This is a genomic window from Actinomycetospora sp. NBRC 106378 (genome assembly GCF_030269685.1).
Lineage (GTDB): Bacteria > Actinomycetota > Actinomycetes > Mycobacteriales > Pseudonocardiaceae > Actinomycetospora.
Window position 1 is genome coordinate 98,342 of the sequence record NZ_BSTT01000015.1, and the last position, 19,181, is coordinate 117,522.

Consider the following 19,181-nt stretch of genomic DNA (forward strand, 5'->3'; position numbering starts at 1 on the left):
CGGGGTGCCAGGAACGACGCTTTCCTGTCACGAGGGGACCGGATTTCCGCTCGACGGCAAGATGGTGTCCTGGGTCACCCCGGGTCGATCACGATGTCGCCGTGACAGCCGTGCGTGACATCCCGGTCAGCGACGTCGACCTGTTCGCCGACGACGCCCGTGTGGACCCCTATCCGATCTACCGCGAGCTCCGCGACGCCGGACCCGTCGTCGAGATGGCGCAGCACGGCCACTACGCCCTGCCGCGCTACGCCGACGTCCGGGCGGCGCTCATGGACTGGCGCACGTTCTCCTCGGCGAAGTCGGTCTTCGTCGACGAGGAGACGAACCGGACCCTCGAGGGCATCACGCTGTGCTCCGACCCGCCGGACCACTCGATGATGCGCTCGGTGCTCGGCCGTCCCCTGCGGCCCGACCGCATGCGCGAGATCGCGCCGACCATCGAGGCCGAGGCCGACCGCGTGGTCGACCGGGTCGTCGACGCCGGGCGCTTCGACGCCGTCACCGAGCTCGCCGAGCACCTGCCGATGGCGGTCGTCTCGCAGCTGGTCGGGCTCGGCGAGGAGCACCGGATGAAGATGCTGGAGTGGGCCGCGGCCATCTGGGACGTCCAGGGCCCGCGCAACCAGCGGTTCCTCGACGCCGGGCCGAAGGTCGGCGAGTTCCTCGACTTCGCGGCGAACGACGCGGTCCCCGGACGCATCGACCCGAACGGCTGGGCGGCGCACCTCTACGACGCCGCCGACCGCGGCGAGATGCCTCGCGAGAAGTGCCCGGTGATGATGCTCGACTACGTGACGCCGAGCCTCGACACCACGATCCTCGGCATCGCGTCGACGATCGCGCTGTTCGCCGACCACCCCGACCAGTGGGAGCTGCTGCGCGCCGACCGCTCCCTGATCCCGCACGCGATCAACGAGGCGCTGCGGATCGAGACCCCGGTCCCGCAGTTCACCCGCGTCCTCACCGAGGACCACGAGATCGACGGTGTCGCGCTGCCCGCCGGCAGCCGGGTCGCCCTGCTCTACGGCTCGGCCAACCGCGACGAGCGCAAGTACCCCGACCCGGACCGCTTCGACATCACCCGCAAGCCGTCGGACCACCTCGCCTTCGGCCGCGGCGAGCACGTCTGCGTCGGGATGCACCTGGCCCGCCTGGAGATGTCCGCGCTGCTCGAACGGCTCGCCGACCGGGTGGCGCGCTTCGAGGTCGTCTCGCGCACGCCGATGATCAACAACGGGTTGCGGGGCTACGAGCACCTCGAGATCGCCCTCGGCTAGGGCCGGCGGCGCATCCGGTCGATCGCGCGGAGGTCGCGCGGCGACAGGCGCACGCGGGCCACACCGAGGTTCTCGGCCAGCCGCTCGGGCGAGGTCGTCTTCGGGAACGCGATGAGACCCCGGTCCAGGTGCCAGCGCAGCAGCACCTGGGCCGGGGTGGCGCCGACCCGGTCGGCCACCCGCCGCGCCGTCGGGTGCGTCGTCAGACGGCCCTCACGCAGCGGGCCCCACGCCTCGGTCGCGATGCCGTGCCGCCGGTGGAAGGCCTGCATCGCGCGGTGCGGCGTGCGCGGGTTGGCCCGGATCTGGTGCACGGCCGGCACCACCCCGGTCGCGTGGACGAGCGCCCGGATCCCGCGGCGGGAGAAGTTGGAGACCCCGATCGAGCGCGCGGACCCGGCGTCGCGGAGGTCGATCAGCGCGCGCCAGGTCTCGACGTCCCGGTCGCCGGGGCGGTGGACGAGGAACAGGTCGACGTGGTCGGTGCCCAGCCGGTCGAGGCTCTCGGCCAGCGCCGCCCGCGGGTCGCCGTGGCGGCCGTCGTCGAGCTTCGTCGTGATCCAGACGTCCTCGCGCGGGATCCCCGACGCGCGCAGCCCCTCCCCCACGCCCGCCTCGTTGCCGTAGCCCTGCGCGGTGTCGACGTGCCGGTAGCCGAGCTCGAGCGCGGTCCGCACCAGGTCCGCGGTGTCCTCGGGCGGGACGTGGTAGACGCCGAGCCCGAACTGCGGGACCGACCTGCCGTCGTTGAGTGTCTTCCGGGGGATGCCGTCCATCAGAATCCGATGATGGACCTCGACGTGGCCGTCGTCGGCGCCGGCTTCTCCGGGCTGCTCGCCCTGCACCTGCTGCGCGAGCGCGGGTTGCGGGTGCACGGGTTCGACGCGGCCGGGAACGTCGGCGGCACGTGGTGGTGGCACGCCTATCCCGGCTCGCACCTCGACACCTCGTGCGAGCACTACCAGTACCGCGTCTCCGCGGAGCTCTACCGCGACTGGGGCTGGAGCGAGCGGTACCCGGCCGGCTACGAGGTGCAGCGCTGGTTCCGGTTCGTCGCCGACCGGCTCGACCTGCGCCGCTCGCTCTCCCTGCGCACGCGGGTCGTCTCCGCCGTTCCCGACGACGGGGGGTGGGCCCTGGAGACCGTCCCCGGCGGTCCGGTCCGGGCGCGGGAGCTGGTCGTCTGTCCCGGCCGTCGCCCCGTCGAACCGCGCGTGGACACCGCGGCCTTCGGCGGCCTCGTCGTCCGGACCGCCGCGTGGCCCGAGGACGGCCACGACCTGACCGGCCGACGGGTCGGGATCCTCGGGACGACGCCCGCCACCGTGCAGCTGGTGCCGTGGATCGTCGACCGGGTCGCGTCGCTGGTCGTGGTCTCCGACGGCGCCGTCGACGTGGTCCGCCGCGACAACCCGGTCTACGGGTGGCAGGAGCGGGCGGACTACCGGTCCCGCTTCCCCGCCCCCGGTGAACCGGTCGCCCCGGTGGCCGACCGCGCCGCCATGCGCGCCCGCACCGCCGATCCGCGTCTGGTCCCGGACGGTCCGCCGGGTCACGTCGGGCTCGACGACGGCTATCTCGAGGCCTTCGCCCGGGACCACGTGACGCTGGTGGGGTCCGCGCGCGTGCACCCCGCGGGGCTGGTGACCGCCGACGGCACCCGCCACGACCTCGACGTCCTCGTGGTCCCCGACGCCTTCGACGCCGGACCGCCCGCCCTCGCGGGGATCGGGGACGGTCCGGGACGGCACCTCGTCGTCGCGCGACCCGGCCACGTGCCCTGCCTGGATCTGCAGGACCAGGTCGAGGCCGTCGTCGGCGCGATCGCGGGACGTACGGTCTGAGCGAGAACCCCCGACCCGAGGAGTGACGACGTGCAGGTCGCGACCCTGACCCGCTACCCGGTGAAGTCGATGCTCGGGCAGGAGGTGCAGCGGGCGGTCGTCGGGACCACCGGGCTGGAGAGCGACCGGTGGCGGGCGCTGCTGGACCCGACCACGGGCTACGTCTGCACCGCGAAGCACCCGCGGCTGTGGCGGCGGCTGCTGCAGTACAGCGCCGCGGTCCGGGACGACCGGGTGCTGGTGACGACCCCGGACGGCGAGACGATCGACGCCGAGGACCCCCGGCTCGTGGAGACGCTCACGGCCGACCTCGGCCGGGCGGTCGAGCTCCGCGCGCAGCGACCGGCGGGCTCGTCGGTGGAGCGCCCCGACCCGGAGGAGGTGCTCGCGCAGGGGGTCGATGCCGAGGTCGAGGCCCCGACCCTGGAGATCGCCCAGGGCAGCGAGGGCGACACCTTCGTCGACCACTCCCCGGTCCACCTGATCACCACCGCCACGCTCGACCACCTCGGCGTGGAGGCCCTGCGCTACCGCCCGAACCTCGTGATCTCCTCCGACGGCGAGCCGTTCGCCGAGAACCGGTGGGTGGGCCGCGAGCTGCACGTCGGTGAGGTCGTCCTGCGACCCACGCTGCCCACGCCGCGGTGCTCCGTGCCCACGCTCGAGCACGGCGGGCTCCCCCGGGAGCCGAGGGCCGTCACGCCGCTGATGCGGGAGAACCGCGTCGACGTCCCCGGCTTCGGGGTGCTGCCGTGCGCGGGCGCGTACGCGGAGGTCGTGCGCGGCGGGACCGTCGCGCTCGGGGACGCCGTCTCGCTGCGCTAGACGACGACGGCCCGGGCCGGTTGCTGATGGCAACCGACCCGGGCCGTGTGCTTCGCCGGTGAGCACTCAGTGGGGCTCAGCCCACTGGGTGCTCACCCGAGCGGAGCTCACACGTCGTAGCGGTCCAGGTTCATGACCTTCACCCAGGCCTTGACGAAGTCGCGGACGAACTTCTCCTCGGACCCGGCCTCGGCGTAGATCTCCGAGACGGCGCGCAGCTCCGAGTTCGAGCTGAACACGAGGTCGTTGCGGGTCCCGGTGTAGCGGACCCCGCCGTCGGTGCCGCGGGCCTCGTAGACGCCCTCCTCGCTGCCGGAGGCCGACCAGGTGAGGTCCGGCCCGAGCAGCGTGGTGAAGAAGTCGTTCGTCAGCTGCCCGACCCGCTCGGTGAACACGCCGTGCGACGAGTCGCCGGAGTTCGCGCCGAGCACCCGCAGGCCGCCGACCAGCACAGTCATCTCGGGCGCGGTGAGGTTGAGCAGGTTCGCCCGGTCGACCAGCAGGTACTCGGCCGGGAGCTGGTGGCCCTTGCCGAGGTAGTTGCGGAAGCCGTCGGCCTTCGGCTCGAGGTAGGTGAACGAGTCGACGTCGGTCCACTCCTGGCTCGCGTCCGTGCGGCCCGGGGTGAACGGCACCTCGATCTGCACGCCGGCGTCCGCGGCGGCCTTCTCGATCGCCGCGCCGCCCGCGAGGACGATCAGGTCGGCCAGCGAGACCTTGCCGGACGACTGCGCGATGCCCTCGAGGGTCGAGAGGGTGCGACGCAGCTCCTGGGGGTCGTTGACCTCCCAGTCGATCTGCGGGTCGAGACGCACGCGAGCGCCGTTGGCACCACCGCGCTTGTCACCGATGCGGAACGTGGACGCCGAGGCCCAGGCCGCCTTGACCAGCTGCGCCACCGTCAGGCCCGAGTCGAGGACCTGCTTCTCGAGCTCCTCGGCCTCGTCGTGCGACAGGAGCGGGCCCTCGTGCTTGGGCACCGGGTCCTGCCAGATCTGCGTCTCCTGCGGGACCCAGGCGCCGATGTAGCGCTCGATCGGGCCCATGTCGCGGTGGGTCAGCTTGTACCAGGCGCGGGCGAAGGCGTCGTTGAACTCGGCCGGGTTCTGGTGGAACCGCCGCGAGATCTCCTGGTAGACCGGGTCGACCTTCAGCGAGATGTCGGTGACCAGCATCGTGGGCTGGCGGGTGAGCTCACCGGTCTCCGGGTCCGGCACCGTGTTGGCGCCGCCACCGTTCACCGGGCGGTACTGCCACGCCCCGGCCGGCGACTTGTGGAGCTCCCACTCGTAGCTGAACAGGTTCTCGAAGTAGCCGTGGCTCCACTTCGCCGGCGTCGAGGTCCAGGTGACCTCCAGGCCGGAGGTGATGGTGTCGCGGCCCTTGCCCTTGCCGAACTCCTGCTTCCAGCCGAGCCCGCCCTGCTCGATGGGCGCACCTTCGGGCTCGGGGCCGACGTACTGGTCGGGGTCGGCCGCACCGTGGGTCTTGCCCAGGGTGTGCCCACCGGCGATGAGGGCGACGGTCTCCTCGTCGTTCATCGCCATCCGGCCGAAGGTCTCGCGGATGTCGCGCGCGGCGGCCAGCGGGTCGGGGTTGCCGTCCGGGCCCTCCGGGTTGACGTAGATCAGGCCCATCTGCGAGGCGCCGAGCGGCTGCTCGAGCTGCCGGTCACCGGTGTAGCGCTGGTCGCCGCCGAGCCAGTAGTTCTCCGGGCCCCAGTAGGTCTCGTTGTCGGGCTCGAAGACGTCCGGGCGACCGCCGGCGAAGCCGAAGGTGGTGAAGCCCGAGATCTCGAGGGCGCGGTTGCCCGCGAAGATCATGAGGTCGGCCCACGAGAGCTTCCGGCCGTACTTCTGCTTGACCGGCCAGAGCAGGCGGCGGGCCTTGTCCAGGTTGCCGTTGTCGGGCCAGCTGTTCAGCGGGGCGAAGCGCTGCATGCCCATGCCGGCGCCACCGCGGCCGTCGGCCAGGCGGTAGGTGCCGGCCGAGTGCCACGCCATACGGATCATGAAGCCCGAGTAGGTGCCGAAGTCGGCGGGCCACCAGTCCTGCGAGGTCTTCAGCGTCTCGTCGACGTCGGCCGCGAGCTGGTCGAGGTCGACGGTCGCGAACTCCTTCGCGTAGTCGAAGTCCTCGTCCATCGGGTTCGACGCCTGCGTGTGGCTGCGCAGGATCCGCAGGTTCAGCTGGTTGGGCCACCAGTCGACGTTGCCGCCACCCTCGGTCGGGTGGGCGAGCCGCCCGGCGTGGACGGGGCAGCCGCCCGCGTCCTCGGTGTTCATGTCGGCTTCGCGGGTGACGTGCTCAGACACGAGTGTTGCCTCCGTGGGGTCGAGACGTGGTGGACGCGTGCGCGGCTTGACAGGTGGGGCAGAGGCCCCAGAAGACGACCTCCGCCTCGTCGATCACGAAGCCGTGGTCGTCCGAGGCGGTCAGGCACGGGGCGGCGCCGACGGTGCAGTCGACGTCGACGATCGTGCCGCAGGACCGGCACACGAGGTGGTGATGGTTGTCCCCGACCCGCGTCTCGTACCGCGCCGGTGAACCCTCGGGCTCGATCCGGCGCAGCAGGCCCGCCGTGGTCAGCGCCCGCAGGACGTCGTACACGGCCTGGTGGGAGACCGCCCCGAGGTCGGCACGGGCGAGACCGAGGATCTCCTCCGTGTCGAGGTGCGGGTGCTCGTGCACCGCGGCGAGCACCGCGACGCGCGGACGGGTCACGCGCAGACCGGCCTCGCGCACCTGGCGCTCGTACGCGGTCGTCGTGGACACGGCACCGAGCCTGCCCGCCAAACTGGAACGAGTCAAGTTTCGCGGGGGATCGGCAGATTTCGCACCGGTGACGGCGGGGTGGCCGCGGCGGCCGTCCTCACCGCTCCGGACGCTGCTCGGTGAGCGTCGCCCCCGTCCGGCGAGAGCTCGCGCCGGCCGCCAACGGCGAGAAGTCGTAGCCGCTCTCGGCGTGCTCGGCCTCGTCGACCCCCTCGACCTCGACCTCCCGGTCCACCCGCAGACCGATGGTCCGCGCGATCACCCAGGCGATGAGCACGGTGACGACGAACGAGTACGCCAGCACGACGAGGACGGCCACGGCCTGCTTCCCGAGCTGGGCGAACCCGCCCCCGTAGAGCAGTCCGTCGGCGCCCGCCGGGTTGGTCGCCGTCGACGCCAGCACCCCGAGCAGGAGCATCCCGACGAGCCCGCCGACGCCGTGCACCGCGACGACGTCGAGCGAGTCGTCGAAGCCGTAGCGGAACTTCAGCCGGACCGCGCTCGCGCAGATCGCGCCGGCCGCGAGCCCGATCGCGACCGCCCCGAGCGGCTCCACGTAGGCGCACGCGGGGGTGATGCCGACCAGTCCCGCCACCGCGCCCGAGGCGGCCCCCAGCGACGTCGGCCTGCCGTCGCGGATCTGCTCCACCACCAGCCAGGCGACGACGGCGGCCGAGCCCGCGAGCATCGTCGAGACGAGGGCGGTCCCCGCCACGGCGGTGGCGCCGAGCGCCGACCCGGCGTTGAACCCGAACCAGCCGAACCACAGCAGGCCCGCACCGAGGAGCACGAACGGGAGGTTGTGCGGACGGACCGGGTCGCGGGGCCACCCGCGCCGCGTCCCGACGACGAGCGCGAGCGCCAGCGCCGAGGCCCCCGAGTTGATCTCGACAGCGGTGCCGCCCGCGAAGTCGAGGGCGTGCAGCCGGTTCGCGATCCACCCGCCGACCGCGTCGGGCGCGACGGCGCCGTCGATCGCGAACACCCAGTGCGCCTCGGGGATGTAGACGAGCGTGACCCACACCGCCACGAACAGCGTCCACGGCCAGAACCGCACGCGCTCGGCGACCGCGCCGGCGAGCAGGGCGACCGTGATGATCGCGAACATCAGCTGGAACATCGCGAACACGCCGGTCGGCACCGCGCTGGAACCGGCGCCGACCACCTGGGTGTCGAGGTGGCGCATCCCGGCATCGGAGAACCCGCCCACGAGCCCGCCGGAGGAGTCGGACCCGAACGCGAGCGACCAGCCGTAGGCCACCCAGACGATGCCGACCACCCCGAGGCAGACGAACGTCGTCATCATCGTGTTGAGGACGGCCTTGGTCCGCACCATGCCGCCGTAGAAGAGCGCCAGACCCGGCGTCATGAGCATGACGAGACCGGTGGCCGTCAGCATCCAGGCCGCGCTGCCCGAGTCGATCACGCGCGGAGTCTGCCACGCGCTCGGACGTGCGCGACCGAACATGTGACACGGATGTGACGCCGCTGCACCCGGCTGTGGGGGCTGGCGACGGGCGCCGATCCATGTGAGCATCGCCACCGCTGCATGTGTGACGTGTCCATCGTCGAGGAGGACGTTTCCCTATGAAGACCAAGGCTGCTGTCGTCTACGAGACCGGCAAGCCGATCGAGATCGTCGAGCTCGACCTCGCGGGCCCGGAGGAGGGCGAGGTCCTCATCCGGTACACCCACGCCGGGCTCTGCCACTCCGACGTGCACATCGCCCACGGCGACCTCGAGGCGCGGCTCCCGATGGTGCTGGGCCACGAGGGCGCGGGCATCATCGAGGAGGTCGGTCCGGGCGTCACGCGCGTGAAGCCGGGCGACCACGTCGTCTGCTCGTTCATCCCCAACTGCGGCGTCTGCCGCTGGTGCGCCACCGGCCAGCAGGCCATCTGCGACATGGGCGCGAACATCCTCTCCGGCGAGCTGCCCGGCGGCCGCTTCCCCTTCACCGGCCCCGGCCCGGAGAAGAACTACGGCGCGATGTGCATGATCGGCACGTTCAGCCAGTACGGGACGATCAGCCAGACCTCCGTGGTCAAGGTCGAGGACGACCTGCCGCTGGACAAGGCCGTGCTCGTCGGCTGCGGCGTCCCCACCGGCTGGGGCTCGGCGGTCTACGCGGCCGACGTGCAGCCCGGTGAGACGGTCATCGTCTCCGGCGTCGGCGGCATCGGCATCAACGCCGTGCAGGGCGCGCGCTTCGCGGGCGCGAAGAACCTCATCGCCGTGGACCCCCTGGAGAACAAGCGCGAGAAGGCCATGGAGCTCGGCGCCACGCACGCCGTCGGCTCGATCGAGGAGGCCGCCGACCTCGCGCGTCAGATGACCAACGGCAACGGCGCGGACAAGGCCGTCGTGACGGCGGGCCTGGTCACCCAGGAGATCGTCACCGGCGCCTTCGACGCCATCGGCAAGGGCGGCACCGTCGTCCTCACCGGTCTCAACAAGCTGACCGAGACGAACGTCCAGCTGCCGGGCTCGATCATGACGCTGTTCAAGAAGACGGTGAAGGGCACGCTCTTCGGCGACTGCAACCCGACCACGGACATCCCCAAGATCCTGGGCATGTACCAGAGCGGGGACATCAAGCTCGACGAGCTCATCACGAAGACCTACACCCTGGAGCAGGTCAACGAGGGCTACGACGCCCTGCTCAACGGCGACAACGTCCGCGGCGTCCTGATCCACGAGCACTGAGGGCGCCGAGCCCCCAGGAACGGAGTACGAGCACGTTGGCGGACACCGTCGCCACCGTCGGGCGCGGCCGGGAGACCGAACTCCTCCAGGCCGCGCTCGACGGCGGTACCCATGTCGTCCTCGAGGGCCCGCCGGGCACCGGGAAGTCGACGCTGCTCCGCGGCGTCGCGCACTCCCGCAGCATCGGCTTCCACTTCGTCGAGGGGAACGCCGAGCTGACGCCGGCGCGGTTGGTCGGGCACTTCGACCCGGCCCGCGTGCTGGCCGACGGCTACGTCGAGGAGATCTTCGTCGACGGGCCGTTGGTGTCGGCGCTGCGCGAGGGCGGGCTGCTCTACATCGAGGAGCTCAACCGCGTCCCCGAGGAGACCCTGAACGTCCTCATCACGGTGATGAGCGAGGGTGAGCTGCACGTGCCCCGGCTGGGGCGCATCGCCGCGGAGCCCGGCTTCCGCATGGTCGCGGCGATGAACCCGTACGACGCGGTCGGCACCGCCCGGATCTCCGCGGCGCTGCACGACCGCACCTGCCGGATCGCCATGGGCTACCAGTCCGCGGCGGACGAGACGCAGATCGTGGCGGGGCGGGCCCCGGTGACCCCCGACGGCTGGCGCGAGAAGGCCGTCGACCTGGTCCGCCGGACCCGGGAGCACAAGGACCTGCGCAGCGGCTCGTCGGTGCGCGGCGCCATCGACCTCGCGCGGGTCACCGTGTCGCTGGCCGCCGCCCGCGACCGGGCGGTCGACGACTGGCGGGTCGGGCTCGACGCCGCCACCGTCGCGCTGTCGGGTCGCATCAAGGTGATCGAGTCGGCCCGGCGCACGCCCGAGGAGGTCATCCGCGAGCTCTACGAGGCGGTGTTCGGGCGGGAGCCGTCGGAGTCCGACCCGAGCCAGGACTCCGGGGACGATGATGCGTCGGGGGGAGCCAGAGCCCGCCCGGCGCGGGCAGCGGGGTAGACCGGCCGTCCCGGCAGAAGGCGGCGCCCACGACGTCCCGCTCGGACCTCGCGCGTCGGCACGAGGACTTCGAGTCGGTGTCCCCGCAGGTCGGGGAGATCGACCAGGAGGCCTTCGACGCGCTGATGCGCGAGGACCCGGGTGCGGCGATGGAGCTCCTCGTCGACCTGACGAAGGCGACCGACGAGACGCTGCGGGAGAAGGCCCGCCGACTGGCGGGCACGATCCTGCTCGAGCGTTCCAAGGTCGGGCCGTCGCGGGCCCGGGGGTCCTCGAAGCTCCGGCTCCGCCCGGCCGACCGGGGCGGGGACCTCGACGTCGACGCGTCGATGGAGGCCCTCACCGAGGCGCACGCGGGGGGTCTGCCGCCGCACCTCGAGGACCTGTACGCCGTCGACTGGGCCCAGCCGGGGATCGCGCTGTGCCTGCTCGTCGACACCTCGGGGTCGATGACGGGCGGCCGGCTCGCGGCGGCCGCCCTCACCGCGGCCGCGTGCGCGTGGCGGGCGCCGGAGGAGTTCGCGGTGGTGTCCTTCGAGCGGGAGGCGACGGTACAGCGCGGGCTGCACCAGCCGACCCCGCCGGAGACGCTGGTCGACCAGCTCCTGGCCCTGCGGGGGCACGGCGTCACGGGGCTGTCGGCCGCGATGCGGTCGGCCGCCGACCAGCTCGTGGCGGCCCGGTCGTCGCGTCGGGTGACCGTGCTGCTCTCCGACTGCCGGTCCACCGACGACAAGGACCCGATCCCGCTCGCGGCGTCCCTGGACGAGCTGCTGATCCTCGCGCCGGCCGACGACGCGTCGGACGCCGTCGCGCTGGCCGAGGCGGTCGGCGCACGGGTGGAGACGATGGCCGACCCGTCGGACGCCCCGGCCGCCCTGGCGAGGCTGCTCGACGCGTAGGTGGCTTCGCCCTGTGAGTACTTTTCCGTGTCCCGGCACGGAAAAGTACTCACAGACGCGGAGCGCACCTAGGCCGGCTCGGCGCCCATCTCGGCGAGGAAGTCCGCCATCGACGCGACCGAGCGGAACCGCTCGATGTCGAAGTCGTCGAGTGGCAGCTGCACGCCGAAGGTCTCCTCGAGCGCGACGATCAGCGTCACGAGCGCGAGCGAGTCGATGAGCCCGGCCTCGAGGAGGTCCTCGTCGACCGAGGGGACGTCGATCCCGGCGCGGTCGCTCACCACGTCCGCCACCTGGGCACGGAGCGCGGCCGTGGTCTCGGTCAACATCACTCGCTCTCCTTCGGGGCCGGCCGGAAGCGCTCCCGCAGCACCGGCCGATCGATCTTTCCGTTCACGTTCTTGGGCAGCTCGTCGAGCACGTCCCACTTCGCCGGCACCATGTAGCGCGGCAGCAGGGCCGTGACCGCGCGCCGCATGTCGTTCACGGGCAGGGATGCCCCGGCCGCGACGGAGTACGCGCAGCAGATCGTCGTGCCCTCGAACCCGCCGAGGTCGACGCCGACCACCGCGCACTCCTTGACCCCGGTCACTGTGTTGACCGCGGTCTCGACCTCGCCGAGCTCGATCCGGTACCCGCGCGACTTGATCTGCGAGTCGGTCCGGCCGAGGAAGTGCACGACGCCCTCGTCGTCGACCCGCGCGAGGTCACCGGTCTTGTAGATCCGCCGGCCGTCGGGCCCGGTGACGAACGCGGCGTCGGTCTTCTCCTGGTCGCGCCAGTAGCCCGGCGACAGCCCGACCCCGCCGATGTACAGCTCGCCGATCTCCCCGACCGGGGCCGGGGCGCCGTCCTCCAGCACGATCAGCGACTCGCCCGCGCACGGCACCCCGATCGGCACCGGCACGGACTCGTCGGCCGGCACGGCGGGGACGTCGTGGTACGACGACGCGATCGTCGCCTCGGTGGGCCCGTAGAGGTTGGTGAACCGCACGTGCGGCAGCTTCCGCATCCAGTGCGCGAGGATCGGCGTCGGCAGCACCTCGCCGCACCACAGCAGGCGCTCGAGGGCCGGGAAGTCGTGTTCGGCGACGGCCTCGAACCGCGCCAGGTAGGTGAGCACCGAGGGCACCGAGAACCACTGCGTCAGCTGGCGGTCGCGGATGAACGCGGCGGTCTTCCGGGCGTCGAGACCCAGCGACGCCGGCACGAGGTGCAGCTCCGCGCCGGCCGCGAGCGTGGCGTAGATGTCGAACGTCGACAGGTCGAAGTGCAGGGGCGGGTGCGCGGAGATGCGGTCGCCCGGCTTCGTGCCGAAGTGCCCGAGGGCCCAGTCGACGAACGCCGACACCATGTCGTGCGTGATCATCACGCCCTTCGGGATCCCGGTGGAGCCCGAGGTGAAGAGCAGGTGCGCGAGGGGGTCCTTCCCGGGGACGCTGCCGGGTCGGGTCGCGTCGAGCGCTTCGATGTCCGACCGGGAGAACGCGGAGGTGAACCGCTCCCCCTCGAGGGGCGACTCCAGCGACCCGACCGTGAGGTCCGAGAGCCCCTCGGCGACCAGGCCGTCGACGAGCTTCGTGGCCGTGGCGTCGGCCAGCAGCACCGACGGCTCGGCGGAGCGGATGATGCGGGCGACCCGGGTCGCCGGCGACGCCGAGTCGACCGGCACGTAGACCGCACCGGCCTTCAGCGTGCCGATCAGTGAGGCGATGGTCCACGGCGTCTTGGCCGCGAGCACGCCGACCCGGTCGCCCGGGGCCACGCCCCGGTCGACGAGCATCGTGGCGATGCGGTCGGTGACGGCGTCGAGCTCGGCGTAGGTCAGCCGCTCCACGCCGTCCGGACCGATCAGCGCCGTCGACCCCGGCGACCGCTCGGCCGAGGCGACGAGGAGGTCCTCGAGACGGGTCATCGCGGGACGACCCCCGCCCGGCGGAACACCTCGCCGATGTGGTCGAGCTCCTCGGCCGACGGCGGGATGTCCAGCACGAAGACCCGCGTGCCCTGCGCCGCGTAGTGCGCGATCGCGGCGGCGACGCGGTCGTAGGAGCCGACCAGGTACGGGCAGAAGGTCTGGTAGTTCTGGAACGGCCCGAGCCAGAACGGGTCGGGCTCGCCGGAGCCGTCGTCGACGACCTCCTGGCCGCGAGCGGCCTCCGAGAGCTGCGCGTGCCACGACGAGTCACTGGCGCGCATCGCCATCGAGTGCGCGATCTGTCCGCGGCGGTCGGTGGGGAACCGCTCCTCGGCGACCTTCCAGGCGTCGGCCGTGTCCTCGCGCGCGACGATCCCGACCCGGACACCCCCGCCGTCGGGAGCCTCCCCGGTCTCGCGCCCGAGCGGCTCGGGGTAGCGGATCGGCACCGCACCGAGCGCCTCGGCGGCGGCACGCCCGGCCGGGGACGACCCGGAGATCAGCACCTCCGGCATCAGCTCGGCCGGCAGCGCGGGCGCGAGGCGCAGGTTGTGCACCTGGTGCCAGCGACCCTCGTGGGTGACCGTCTCCCCGCGGAGCAGGGCCATCAGGATCTGCGTGTACTCGGTGGTGCGGGCGTAGCGGTCGTCGTGCTCGGTGGGGTCGCCGAGCGCGAGGAGGTCGTTGCGGAACCCGCCGGCCAGCATGTTGAGGTGCACCGCCCGGCCGTGCAGGTAGCCGAGCGAGCTGACCATCGACGCCGCGGTGAACGGGTGCATGTACACCGGCTGCACCGCGACCAGCGGCGCGAGCCGCTCGGTGGCGGCGATGGCGTGCTGCGCGACGAGCCACGGGTCGGCGATGCCGTTGTCGGTGTAGACGAGCATCCCCGTGCAGCCCGCGGCCTCGCTCCAGCGCGCCACCTCGGCGACCGCCTGCGCGTACTCCCCCGTCGGCACGTCCTTCGACTGCGGGCAGGTGGAGTAGATCTGGACCCCACCGGTCACGACGGGGTCCCCTCCACCACGAATCCCTCGATGTAGAGGCGGTCGAGCGCGATCCGTGCGAAGGTGTCGACGGCCGTCGCCGGGTCCATGATCAGCGGCTGGCCCTTGACGTTGAACGACGTGTTCACGACGCAGCCGGTGCCCGTCCGGTCCCGGACCTTCTCCAGCAGCGACGCGAACGTCGGGTTGAGGCCCGGCGTCACGGTCTGGATCCGCGCCGAGTCGTCCTCGTGGACGATGCCCGACAGCGCCGCCTTGGCCTCCGGGCGGACGTGCGCGGTGCAGAGCATGTAGTGGTCGGGGTCGAAGCCGCGGGTGACGAAGAGCCGGTCGCGGTCGTCGACGTGCACGGCCGGCGCGAACGGACGGAACGCCTCGCGGAACTTGACCGCGGAGTTGATCCGGTCCTTGATCCGGTCGCCGTCGGGCCGGGCGACGATCGAGCGGTTGCCCAGCGCCCGCGGCCCGAACTCCATCCGCCCGTGGAACACGGCGATGATCCGGTCGGCGGCGATGTCGTCCGCGGCGGCGGCGAGGTACTCGTCGGTCATCCCGACCTCGCGCCACTGCAGGTCGGGGCGCGCCTGCAGGACCGCGCGCACGTCGTCGGCGGAGTAGCGCGCGCCCAGGTACGGGTCGAACGGCGTCGCGACCGGCTGCAGGTCCTCCGCGACCGCGTAGGCGGCGCCGAGGGCGGTGCCGTCGTCGCCGGAGGCCGGCTGCACGAACAGGGCCTGCAGCGCCGGGAGGTCGGCGATCGACTGGTTGGACTTGCAGTTGAGGAACGTGCCGCCCGCGAGGGCCAGGTTCGTCTCGCCGGTCTTCTCCAGCCAGTGCCCCACGAGGTCCACCAGCAGGTCGGTCAGGCGCTCCTGCATCGACGCGGCGAAGTCGGCCTCGTCGCGCTGGATCGAACCGTCGGGCTTCGCCGGCGTGAAGGTCTGCTCCTCGAGCAGCGCCCGCGCGTGCGGGTAGCCGTGCTCGGCGTCGGCGAGTGCCCCGCTCGGCCAGTCGATCACGACGCTGCCCTTGTCATGATCGAATCGCGTGAGCTTCTGGAACACCTCGCGATAACGCGACGGGTCGCCGTAGGGCGCGAGGCCCATGACCTTGTACTCGTCGTTGTTGAACTGGAATCCGAGGAAGCGGGTGCCGATCGAGTACAGGATTCCCAGCGACGACGCGATCGGCTGCGTGTGCAGCTTCTCCAGTTCCGTCGCCGGCCCTTCCCCGTCGCCGCGCCCGCCCCGGGAGAACCGGAAGATCGACAACGAGTCGACCTCGCCCATGCCGTCGGAGACGACGGCGAGGCCGCGGTCGAACCCACTGGGGACGATGGCGGAGAGCGCGTGCGCGCGGTGGTGCTCGACGGGGGTCAGCGTCGCGGCGAGCTGCGGCCAGCCGGCGTCGGTGAGGGCGTCACGCACCGTCTGCGAACTCAGCACCTCGTCGAAGTACTGCCTGGCGAGCACGAACGCCCGCCGGTGCCGGTCGTAGTCGAACCCGTGGGCGACCACGTCGACGTCGTCGGCGGCCACGCCCGCCTCCGCCAGGCACCACGCGATGGCCTGGCGGGGCAGCGCCCCGGTGCCCTTGTCACCGTCGAAGCGCTCCTCGGAGGCCGCGGCGACGAGCACACCGTCGACGATGATCGCGGCGGCGCTGTCGAGACCCTGGGTGATGCGTGCATCGAGGGGGTCGATGTCCGGATTCGTCTCGCGGAGTCTCCGCTGGGAATTCGGGAGACCGCTGAGTCCGAGAACGATCATCGACTGGCCCTCCACGGCGACGTGCGGATGTTCTCCCACTATGACGTGCGAGCACGCTCCCGGTTCATCGGGGGGTCACCGATGTCCGATTCACGAGGTCGGGGCAGACGCGCCTTTCACACCGTCGCCGCCGGTTGCTCCGCCCCGGGGAACCCGTGCCCGAGAACCGTCACGAAAGCATGTTGGTAGGCGTCCACCATCGCGTCCTCGGTGTAGAGCGCGAGGGCGCGCTCACGACCGGCGCGACCGAGTCGGGCGAGTTCCGCGCGATCGTCGAGCACCCGCCCGAGGGCCTGCGTCCACGCCGGGACCGTCACCGGCTCGACGACGACGCCGGCCGCCCCGAAGTCGAGCATCTCGGGTACCGAGCCGCTGGCCGACGCCATCACCGGCATGCCCCGCGTCATCGCCTCGACCATCACCAGCGGGAAGGCCTCGAAGCCGCTCGGCACGCACAGCACGTCGGTCTCGGCGAACGCGTGGTCCGGCCCCGGGGACACCCCGCGCCACCGGACCCGGCCGCGCAGGTACTCCGGCGTCTCGGCCTCCATCGCGACCCCGTCGGGTCCCTCCCCGAAGATGTCGAGCGTCCACTCGTCGGGCCGCGCGAGGGCGTCGAGGGCCCTGATCAGCAGCGTCGTGTTCTTGTAGGTCTTGAGGCGGGTCAGCATGCAGAACCGCACCGGACCCGTCGTCGGGACCTCGCCCAGCGGCCGCCCGGGCGCGAGGCCGTTCGGCGCGACCATGACCCGTTCGGTCAGCCGCTGGTGACGCGTGAGGTCGGTGTGGTGCTGCCGGGAGAGCACCAGGAGACCGTCGGCCGTGCGCAGGGCCCGCGCCTGGGCCTCGGAGTAGGTCGGGTGGTCGAGTTCGGCCGGGTCGTGCGCCGCCGGGATCCAGTACCGCTTCTGTCCGGCCGCCCGGCCGAGCGCCCGCCACGCCGTCGCGAAGCCGATCTCGGTCTTCGTGCAGCCCCCGACGACGATCGCCTCGTCGGTGGCGGCGACGTCGACCACGGGCTGCCACCAGGGCTGCATGAGCATCCGGACCCGGGGGTCGAGCTCGCTGATGTACTGCCCGAGGTGCTGCAGGCACACGAGGGTGACCGGGTGCCCGCGCTCGACGAGCTCGTTGGCCAGCACCACCCGCTGCCGCTCCGCGCCGCCCGGGCGCAGGCCGTTGGTGATCACGACGACGGCGGGCCGTCCCCCGGCCTGCGCGGCCAGCGCGTCCAGCCGCGCCCGTCGCGGGGCACGCTTCGAGCGCTGCACGCGGTCGAGCAGCGTGGAGCCCGCCGCGTAGAGCGAGCCGCGCCCCGCGTTGTGGTCCATGCCCAGCACCATGACCTGGGCGGAGCGCAGCAGGTCGCCGCCACGCATGGAGGCGAGCGGGTCGTCGGCGACGGTGCCGCCGCTGGCGTGCCGGACCTGCGGGCCGTGTGCGGGGTCGTCGACCAGGCGCAGGTCCCACCCGCGCCGCCGGGCGTTCGGCTGCCAGGTGGCGTCCTCGCCGTAGACGAAGAACTGCTCGTCGAACTCGCCCAGCGCGTTCCAGGCGTCGCGGGCGATGAACAGGGCGCAGCCGGTGAGGTAACCGTCGACGTGCTCCGGCGGCGCGGGGTAGAGGTCGCTGACGGTGCGGCCGCGCAGCCGCTTGGCGTACCCGGCCGAGTTGAGCAGGTTGCGCACCACACCCTGCTCGCGGTGGGCGACGTCCCAGGGCAGGTCGCGGCCCTCGGGGTCGAGCACCGTCGGGGAGACGACGGCGACGCCGGGCTCGGCGAGCACCTCGCGGGCGCGCGTGCAGGGCCCGAGGAGCTCGGCGTCGGGATTGAGCTGGAGCACGTCGCACTCCGGCACCTGCGCCATGAGCTTGTTCATCGCCGCGATGTAACCGAGGTTGAACTCGGAGAAGGTCCACGTGACGTCGGGCCGCGTCGACGCGAGCTCCCGCACCGCGGGCGACCCGGAGGACGCGTTGTCCCAGACGTGCACACGCGCCTCGGGCAGCCACTTGTCGACGCTGGCGAGCGCGCGGTCGAGCAGGTCCGCCCGCCGGTAGGAGACGATCAGGACCGCCAACTCACGTGACACCACGGTCGTCGATCGTGTCACGCGCTCCCCCGGCGACTACTGGCGGGCGGCGTGGGAGACGAGCCACTCGCCGTCGAGGTGGCTGCACAGCGCGGTGGTGGAGCTCAGCAGCCCGAGCACGTTCGCCTCGGCGTGGACGAGGGCGCGCGCGTTCTTGCGCACCAGCACGCCCGGGCGCCCGATCAGCCCCGCGGTGACCGGCTCGAGGCGGCCCTGCACCGCCGACGCGCCCTGCGCCGCGGCGTGGGCGACGAGGTGGTCGAGCACCGGGTCGGGGTCGGTGCCGGTGACGCCCACCTGCAGCACCTCGGCCACCCCGCCGGGCGCGAGCAGGTAGAGGAACCAGCCGAGCACGCGCCCCTGCGGCCCGCGCACCACCCGCGCCCACAGCGCGCCGCGCCCGAGCCGCCGGACCTCGGCGAACACCCATTCCAGGTACGCGGGGTCGTAGTCCGGACGGAGCCGCAGCCGACGACCCGCCGTCGCGACCTGGTCGGCGAGCGTCTCGGCGGTCAGCTCCTCGGTCGACCCGGCCGGCCGCGGCGGTGGCGGGACCAGGCGGGCACCGACGACGTCGACGGGGCGGGAGAGCAGGCGGGCGGCCCGACCGAGGCGCGCCGAGCGACGACCCACGAGCGTCCCCGCCGTCGCGCCCGGGGCGAGCACGCGGAACCACGCGATCGACTGGCCGGCGAGCTCCTGGCCGCCGAGCCCGAGCCAGAGGTTCCGGGAGTCGTCGTTCGCCCGGTCCGCGACCGTGAACTCCTGCGGCCCGCCGAGCAGCTTGCGGTTGAGCAAGGCGCCGACGCCCTTCGAGCGCCAGTCGGGGTGCGCGACGAGGTTGCTGGAGACGGCCATCCGCACCTTCCGCCCGTCGAGGACCATCCGGCGGGTGCTCGCGGCGATGAAGCCGACGATCCCGCCGTCGGGACCCTCGTGCACGAGCGAGGGGATCTCGGGGTCCGCCCACGGGTCCTCGAGGAGCACGCGGCGGAGGTAGGGCGCCACGTGCTCGGCCGAGGCGCCCCCCATGACCTGGGCGAACAGGGTGCTGACCTGCGGGAGGTCACTGCGCTCGAGCGCGCGGATACCGGCCACCCCCG

The 19,181-nt window shown here is 72.6% G+C and carries 16 protein-coding genes; 6 read left to right on the top strand and 10 right to left on the bottom strand.

Annotation, left to right across the window (positions count from 1 at the left end; translation table 11 throughout):
- Window positions 1-101: 101 nt before the first annotated feature.
- A complete protein-coding gene (locus QSK00_RS25370) occupies window positions 102-1,280 on the top strand; it encodes a cytochrome P450 (protein WP_285595382.1) in 1,179 nt (392 codons plus the stop codon).
- Here QSK00_RS25370 and QSK00_RS25375 read toward each other — a convergent pair.
- Window positions 1,277-2,056 (bottom strand): aldo/keto reductase, encoded by a 780-nt coding sequence (locus QSK00_RS25375; RefSeq protein ID WP_285595384.1) that lies wholly within the window; start codon window positions 2,054-2,056, stop codon window positions 1,277-1,279. The two genes, QSK00_RS25370 and QSK00_RS25375, sit on opposite strands and share 4 nt — an antisense overlap.
- Before the next feature lie 12 nt (window positions 2,057-2,068).
- On the opposite strand from QSK00_RS25375, the gene QSK00_RS25380 reads away from it, so the two are divergent.
- Complete coding sequence (locus QSK00_RS25380) at window positions 2,069-3,124, top strand: flavin-containing monooxygenase (protein ID WP_285595385.1); 1,056 nt, start codon at window positions 2,069-2,071, stop codon at window positions 3,122-3,124.
- A gap of 30 nt (window positions 3,125-3,154) precedes the next feature.
- Window positions 3,155-3,949, top strand: coding sequence for an MOSC domain-containing protein (locus QSK00_RS25385; protein WP_285595387.1), 795 nt, complete (start codon window positions 3,155-3,157; stop codon window positions 3,947-3,949).
- Window positions 3,950-4,056: 107 nt separating this feature from the next.
- Here the strand turns inward: QSK00_RS25385 and katG are convergent, their stop codons facing one another.
- The 3 genes from katG to QSK00_RS25400 all read right to left on the bottom strand — a co-directional run bounded on the left by katG (window position 4,057) and on the right by QSK00_RS25400 (window position 8,150).
- A complete protein-coding gene (katG, locus tag QSK00_RS25390; protein WP_285595456.1) occupies window positions 4,057-6,234 on the bottom strand; it encodes a catalase/peroxidase HPI in 2,178 nt (725 codons plus the stop codon).
- Window positions 6,235-6,256: 22 nt separating this feature from the next.
- Window positions 6,257-6,724: a Fur family transcriptional regulator gene (locus QSK00_RS25395; RefSeq protein WP_285595389.1), complete on the bottom strand. Its 468-nt coding sequence runs from the start codon at window positions 6,722-6,724 to the stop codon at window positions 6,257-6,259.
- Between the two features lie 97 nt (window positions 6,725-6,821).
- The gene (locus QSK00_RS25400) at window positions 6,822-8,150 is read right to left on the bottom strand and encodes an ammonium transporter (RefSeq protein WP_285595391.1); all 1,329 of its coding nucleotides are present in this window, start codon (window positions 8,148-8,150) and stop codon (window positions 6,822-6,824) included.
- Window positions 8,151-8,311: 161 nt separating this feature from the next.
- Between QSK00_RS25400 and QSK00_RS25405 the strand changes: the two genes are divergently transcribed.
- The 3 genes from QSK00_RS25405 to QSK00_RS25415 all read left to right on the top strand — a co-directional run bounded on the left by QSK00_RS25405 (window position 8,312) and on the right by QSK00_RS25415 (window position 11,291).
- Entirely contained in the window at window positions 8,312-9,430 is a 1,119-nt protein-coding gene (locus tag QSK00_RS25405; RefSeq protein WP_285595393.1) for an NDMA-dependent alcohol dehydrogenase, read from the top strand.
- A 35-nt stretch (window positions 9,431-9,465) separates the two neighbouring features.
- Complete coding sequence (locus tag QSK00_RS25410; protein WP_285595395.1) at window positions 9,466-10,389, top strand: AAA family ATPase; 924 nt, start codon at window positions 9,466-9,468, stop codon at window positions 10,387-10,389.
- 77 nt (window positions 10,390-10,466) lie between these two features.
- Window positions 10,467-11,291, top strand: a complete 825-nt coding sequence (locus QSK00_RS25415) for a VWA domain-containing protein (protein ID WP_285595397.1) — start codon at window positions 10,467-10,469, stop codon at window positions 11,289-11,291.
- Between the two features lie 68 nt (window positions 11,292-11,359).
- Here QSK00_RS25415 and QSK00_RS25420 read toward each other — a convergent pair whose 3' ends face one another.
- From QSK00_RS25420 to QSK00_RS25445, 6 genes are all read right to left on the bottom strand, one after another.
- Window positions 11,360-11,620 carry an acyl carrier protein gene (locus QSK00_RS25420; protein WP_285595399.1) on the bottom strand — a complete coding sequence of 87 codons (261 nt, stop codon included), beginning with the start codon at window positions 11,618-11,620 and terminating at the stop codon, window positions 11,360-11,362.
- Entirely contained in the window at window positions 11,620-13,206 is a 1,587-nt protein-coding gene (locus QSK00_RS25425) for an amino acid adenylation domain-containing protein (RefSeq protein WP_285595402.1), read from the bottom strand. Before QSK00_RS25425 ends, QSK00_RS25420 begins: the two co-directional genes overlap by 1 nt.
- Window positions 13,203-14,216 (bottom strand): LLM class flavin-dependent oxidoreductase, encoded by a 1,014-nt coding sequence (locus tag QSK00_RS25430; RefSeq protein ID WP_285595405.1) that lies wholly within the window; start codon window positions 14,214-14,216, stop codon window positions 13,203-13,205. Before QSK00_RS25430 ends, QSK00_RS25425 begins: the two co-directional genes overlap by 4 nt.
- Window positions 14,213-15,985, bottom strand: coding sequence for a carbamoyltransferase family protein (locus QSK00_RS25435; RefSeq protein WP_285595407.1), 1,773 nt, complete (start codon window positions 15,983-15,985; stop codon window positions 14,213-14,215). The genes QSK00_RS25430 and QSK00_RS25435 overlap by 4 nt, the downstream gene beginning before the upstream one ends.
- Before the next feature lie 116 nt (window positions 15,986-16,101).
- Window positions 16,102-18,081, bottom strand: a complete 1,980-nt coding sequence (locus QSK00_RS25440) for a glycosyltransferase (RefSeq protein WP_285595409.1) — start codon at window positions 18,079-18,081, stop codon at window positions 16,102-16,104.
- A gap of 33 nt (window positions 18,082-18,114) precedes the next feature.
- Complete coding sequence (locus tag QSK00_RS25445) at window positions 18,115-19,176, bottom strand: GNAT family N-acetyltransferase (RefSeq protein ID WP_285595411.1); 1,062 nt, start codon at window positions 19,174-19,176, stop codon at window positions 18,115-18,117.
- Between the last annotated feature and the right edge of the window lie 5 nt (window positions 19,177-19,181).

Coding starts and splice junctions, on each gene's coding strand:
- QSK00_RS25435 (WP_285595407.1), bottom strand. CDS start 15,985: ATGATCGTTCTCGGACTCAGCGGTCTCCCGAATTCCCAGCGGAGACTC.
- QSK00_RS25375 (WP_285595384.1), bottom strand. CDS start 2,056: ATGGACGGCATCCCCCGGAAGACACTCAACGACGGCAGGTCGGTCCCG.
- QSK00_RS25420 (WP_285595399.1), bottom strand. CDS start 11,620: ATGTTGACCGAGACCACGGCCGCGCTCCGTGCCCAGGTGGCGGACGTG.
- QSK00_RS25405 (WP_285595393.1), top strand. CDS start 8,312: ATGAAGACCAAGGCTGCTGTCGTCTACGAGACCGGCAAGCCGATCGAG.
- QSK00_RS25380 (WP_285595385.1), top strand. CDS start 2,069: ATGGACCTCGACGTGGCCGTCGTCGGCGCCGGCTTCTCCGGGCTGCTC.
- katG (WP_285595456.1), bottom strand. CDS start 6,234: ATGAACACCGAGGACGCGGGCGGCTGCCCCGTCCACGCCGGGCGGCTC.
- QSK00_RS25425 (WP_285595402.1), bottom strand. CDS start 13,206: ATGACCCGTCTCGAGGACCTCCTCGTCGCCTCGGCCGAGCGGTCGCCG.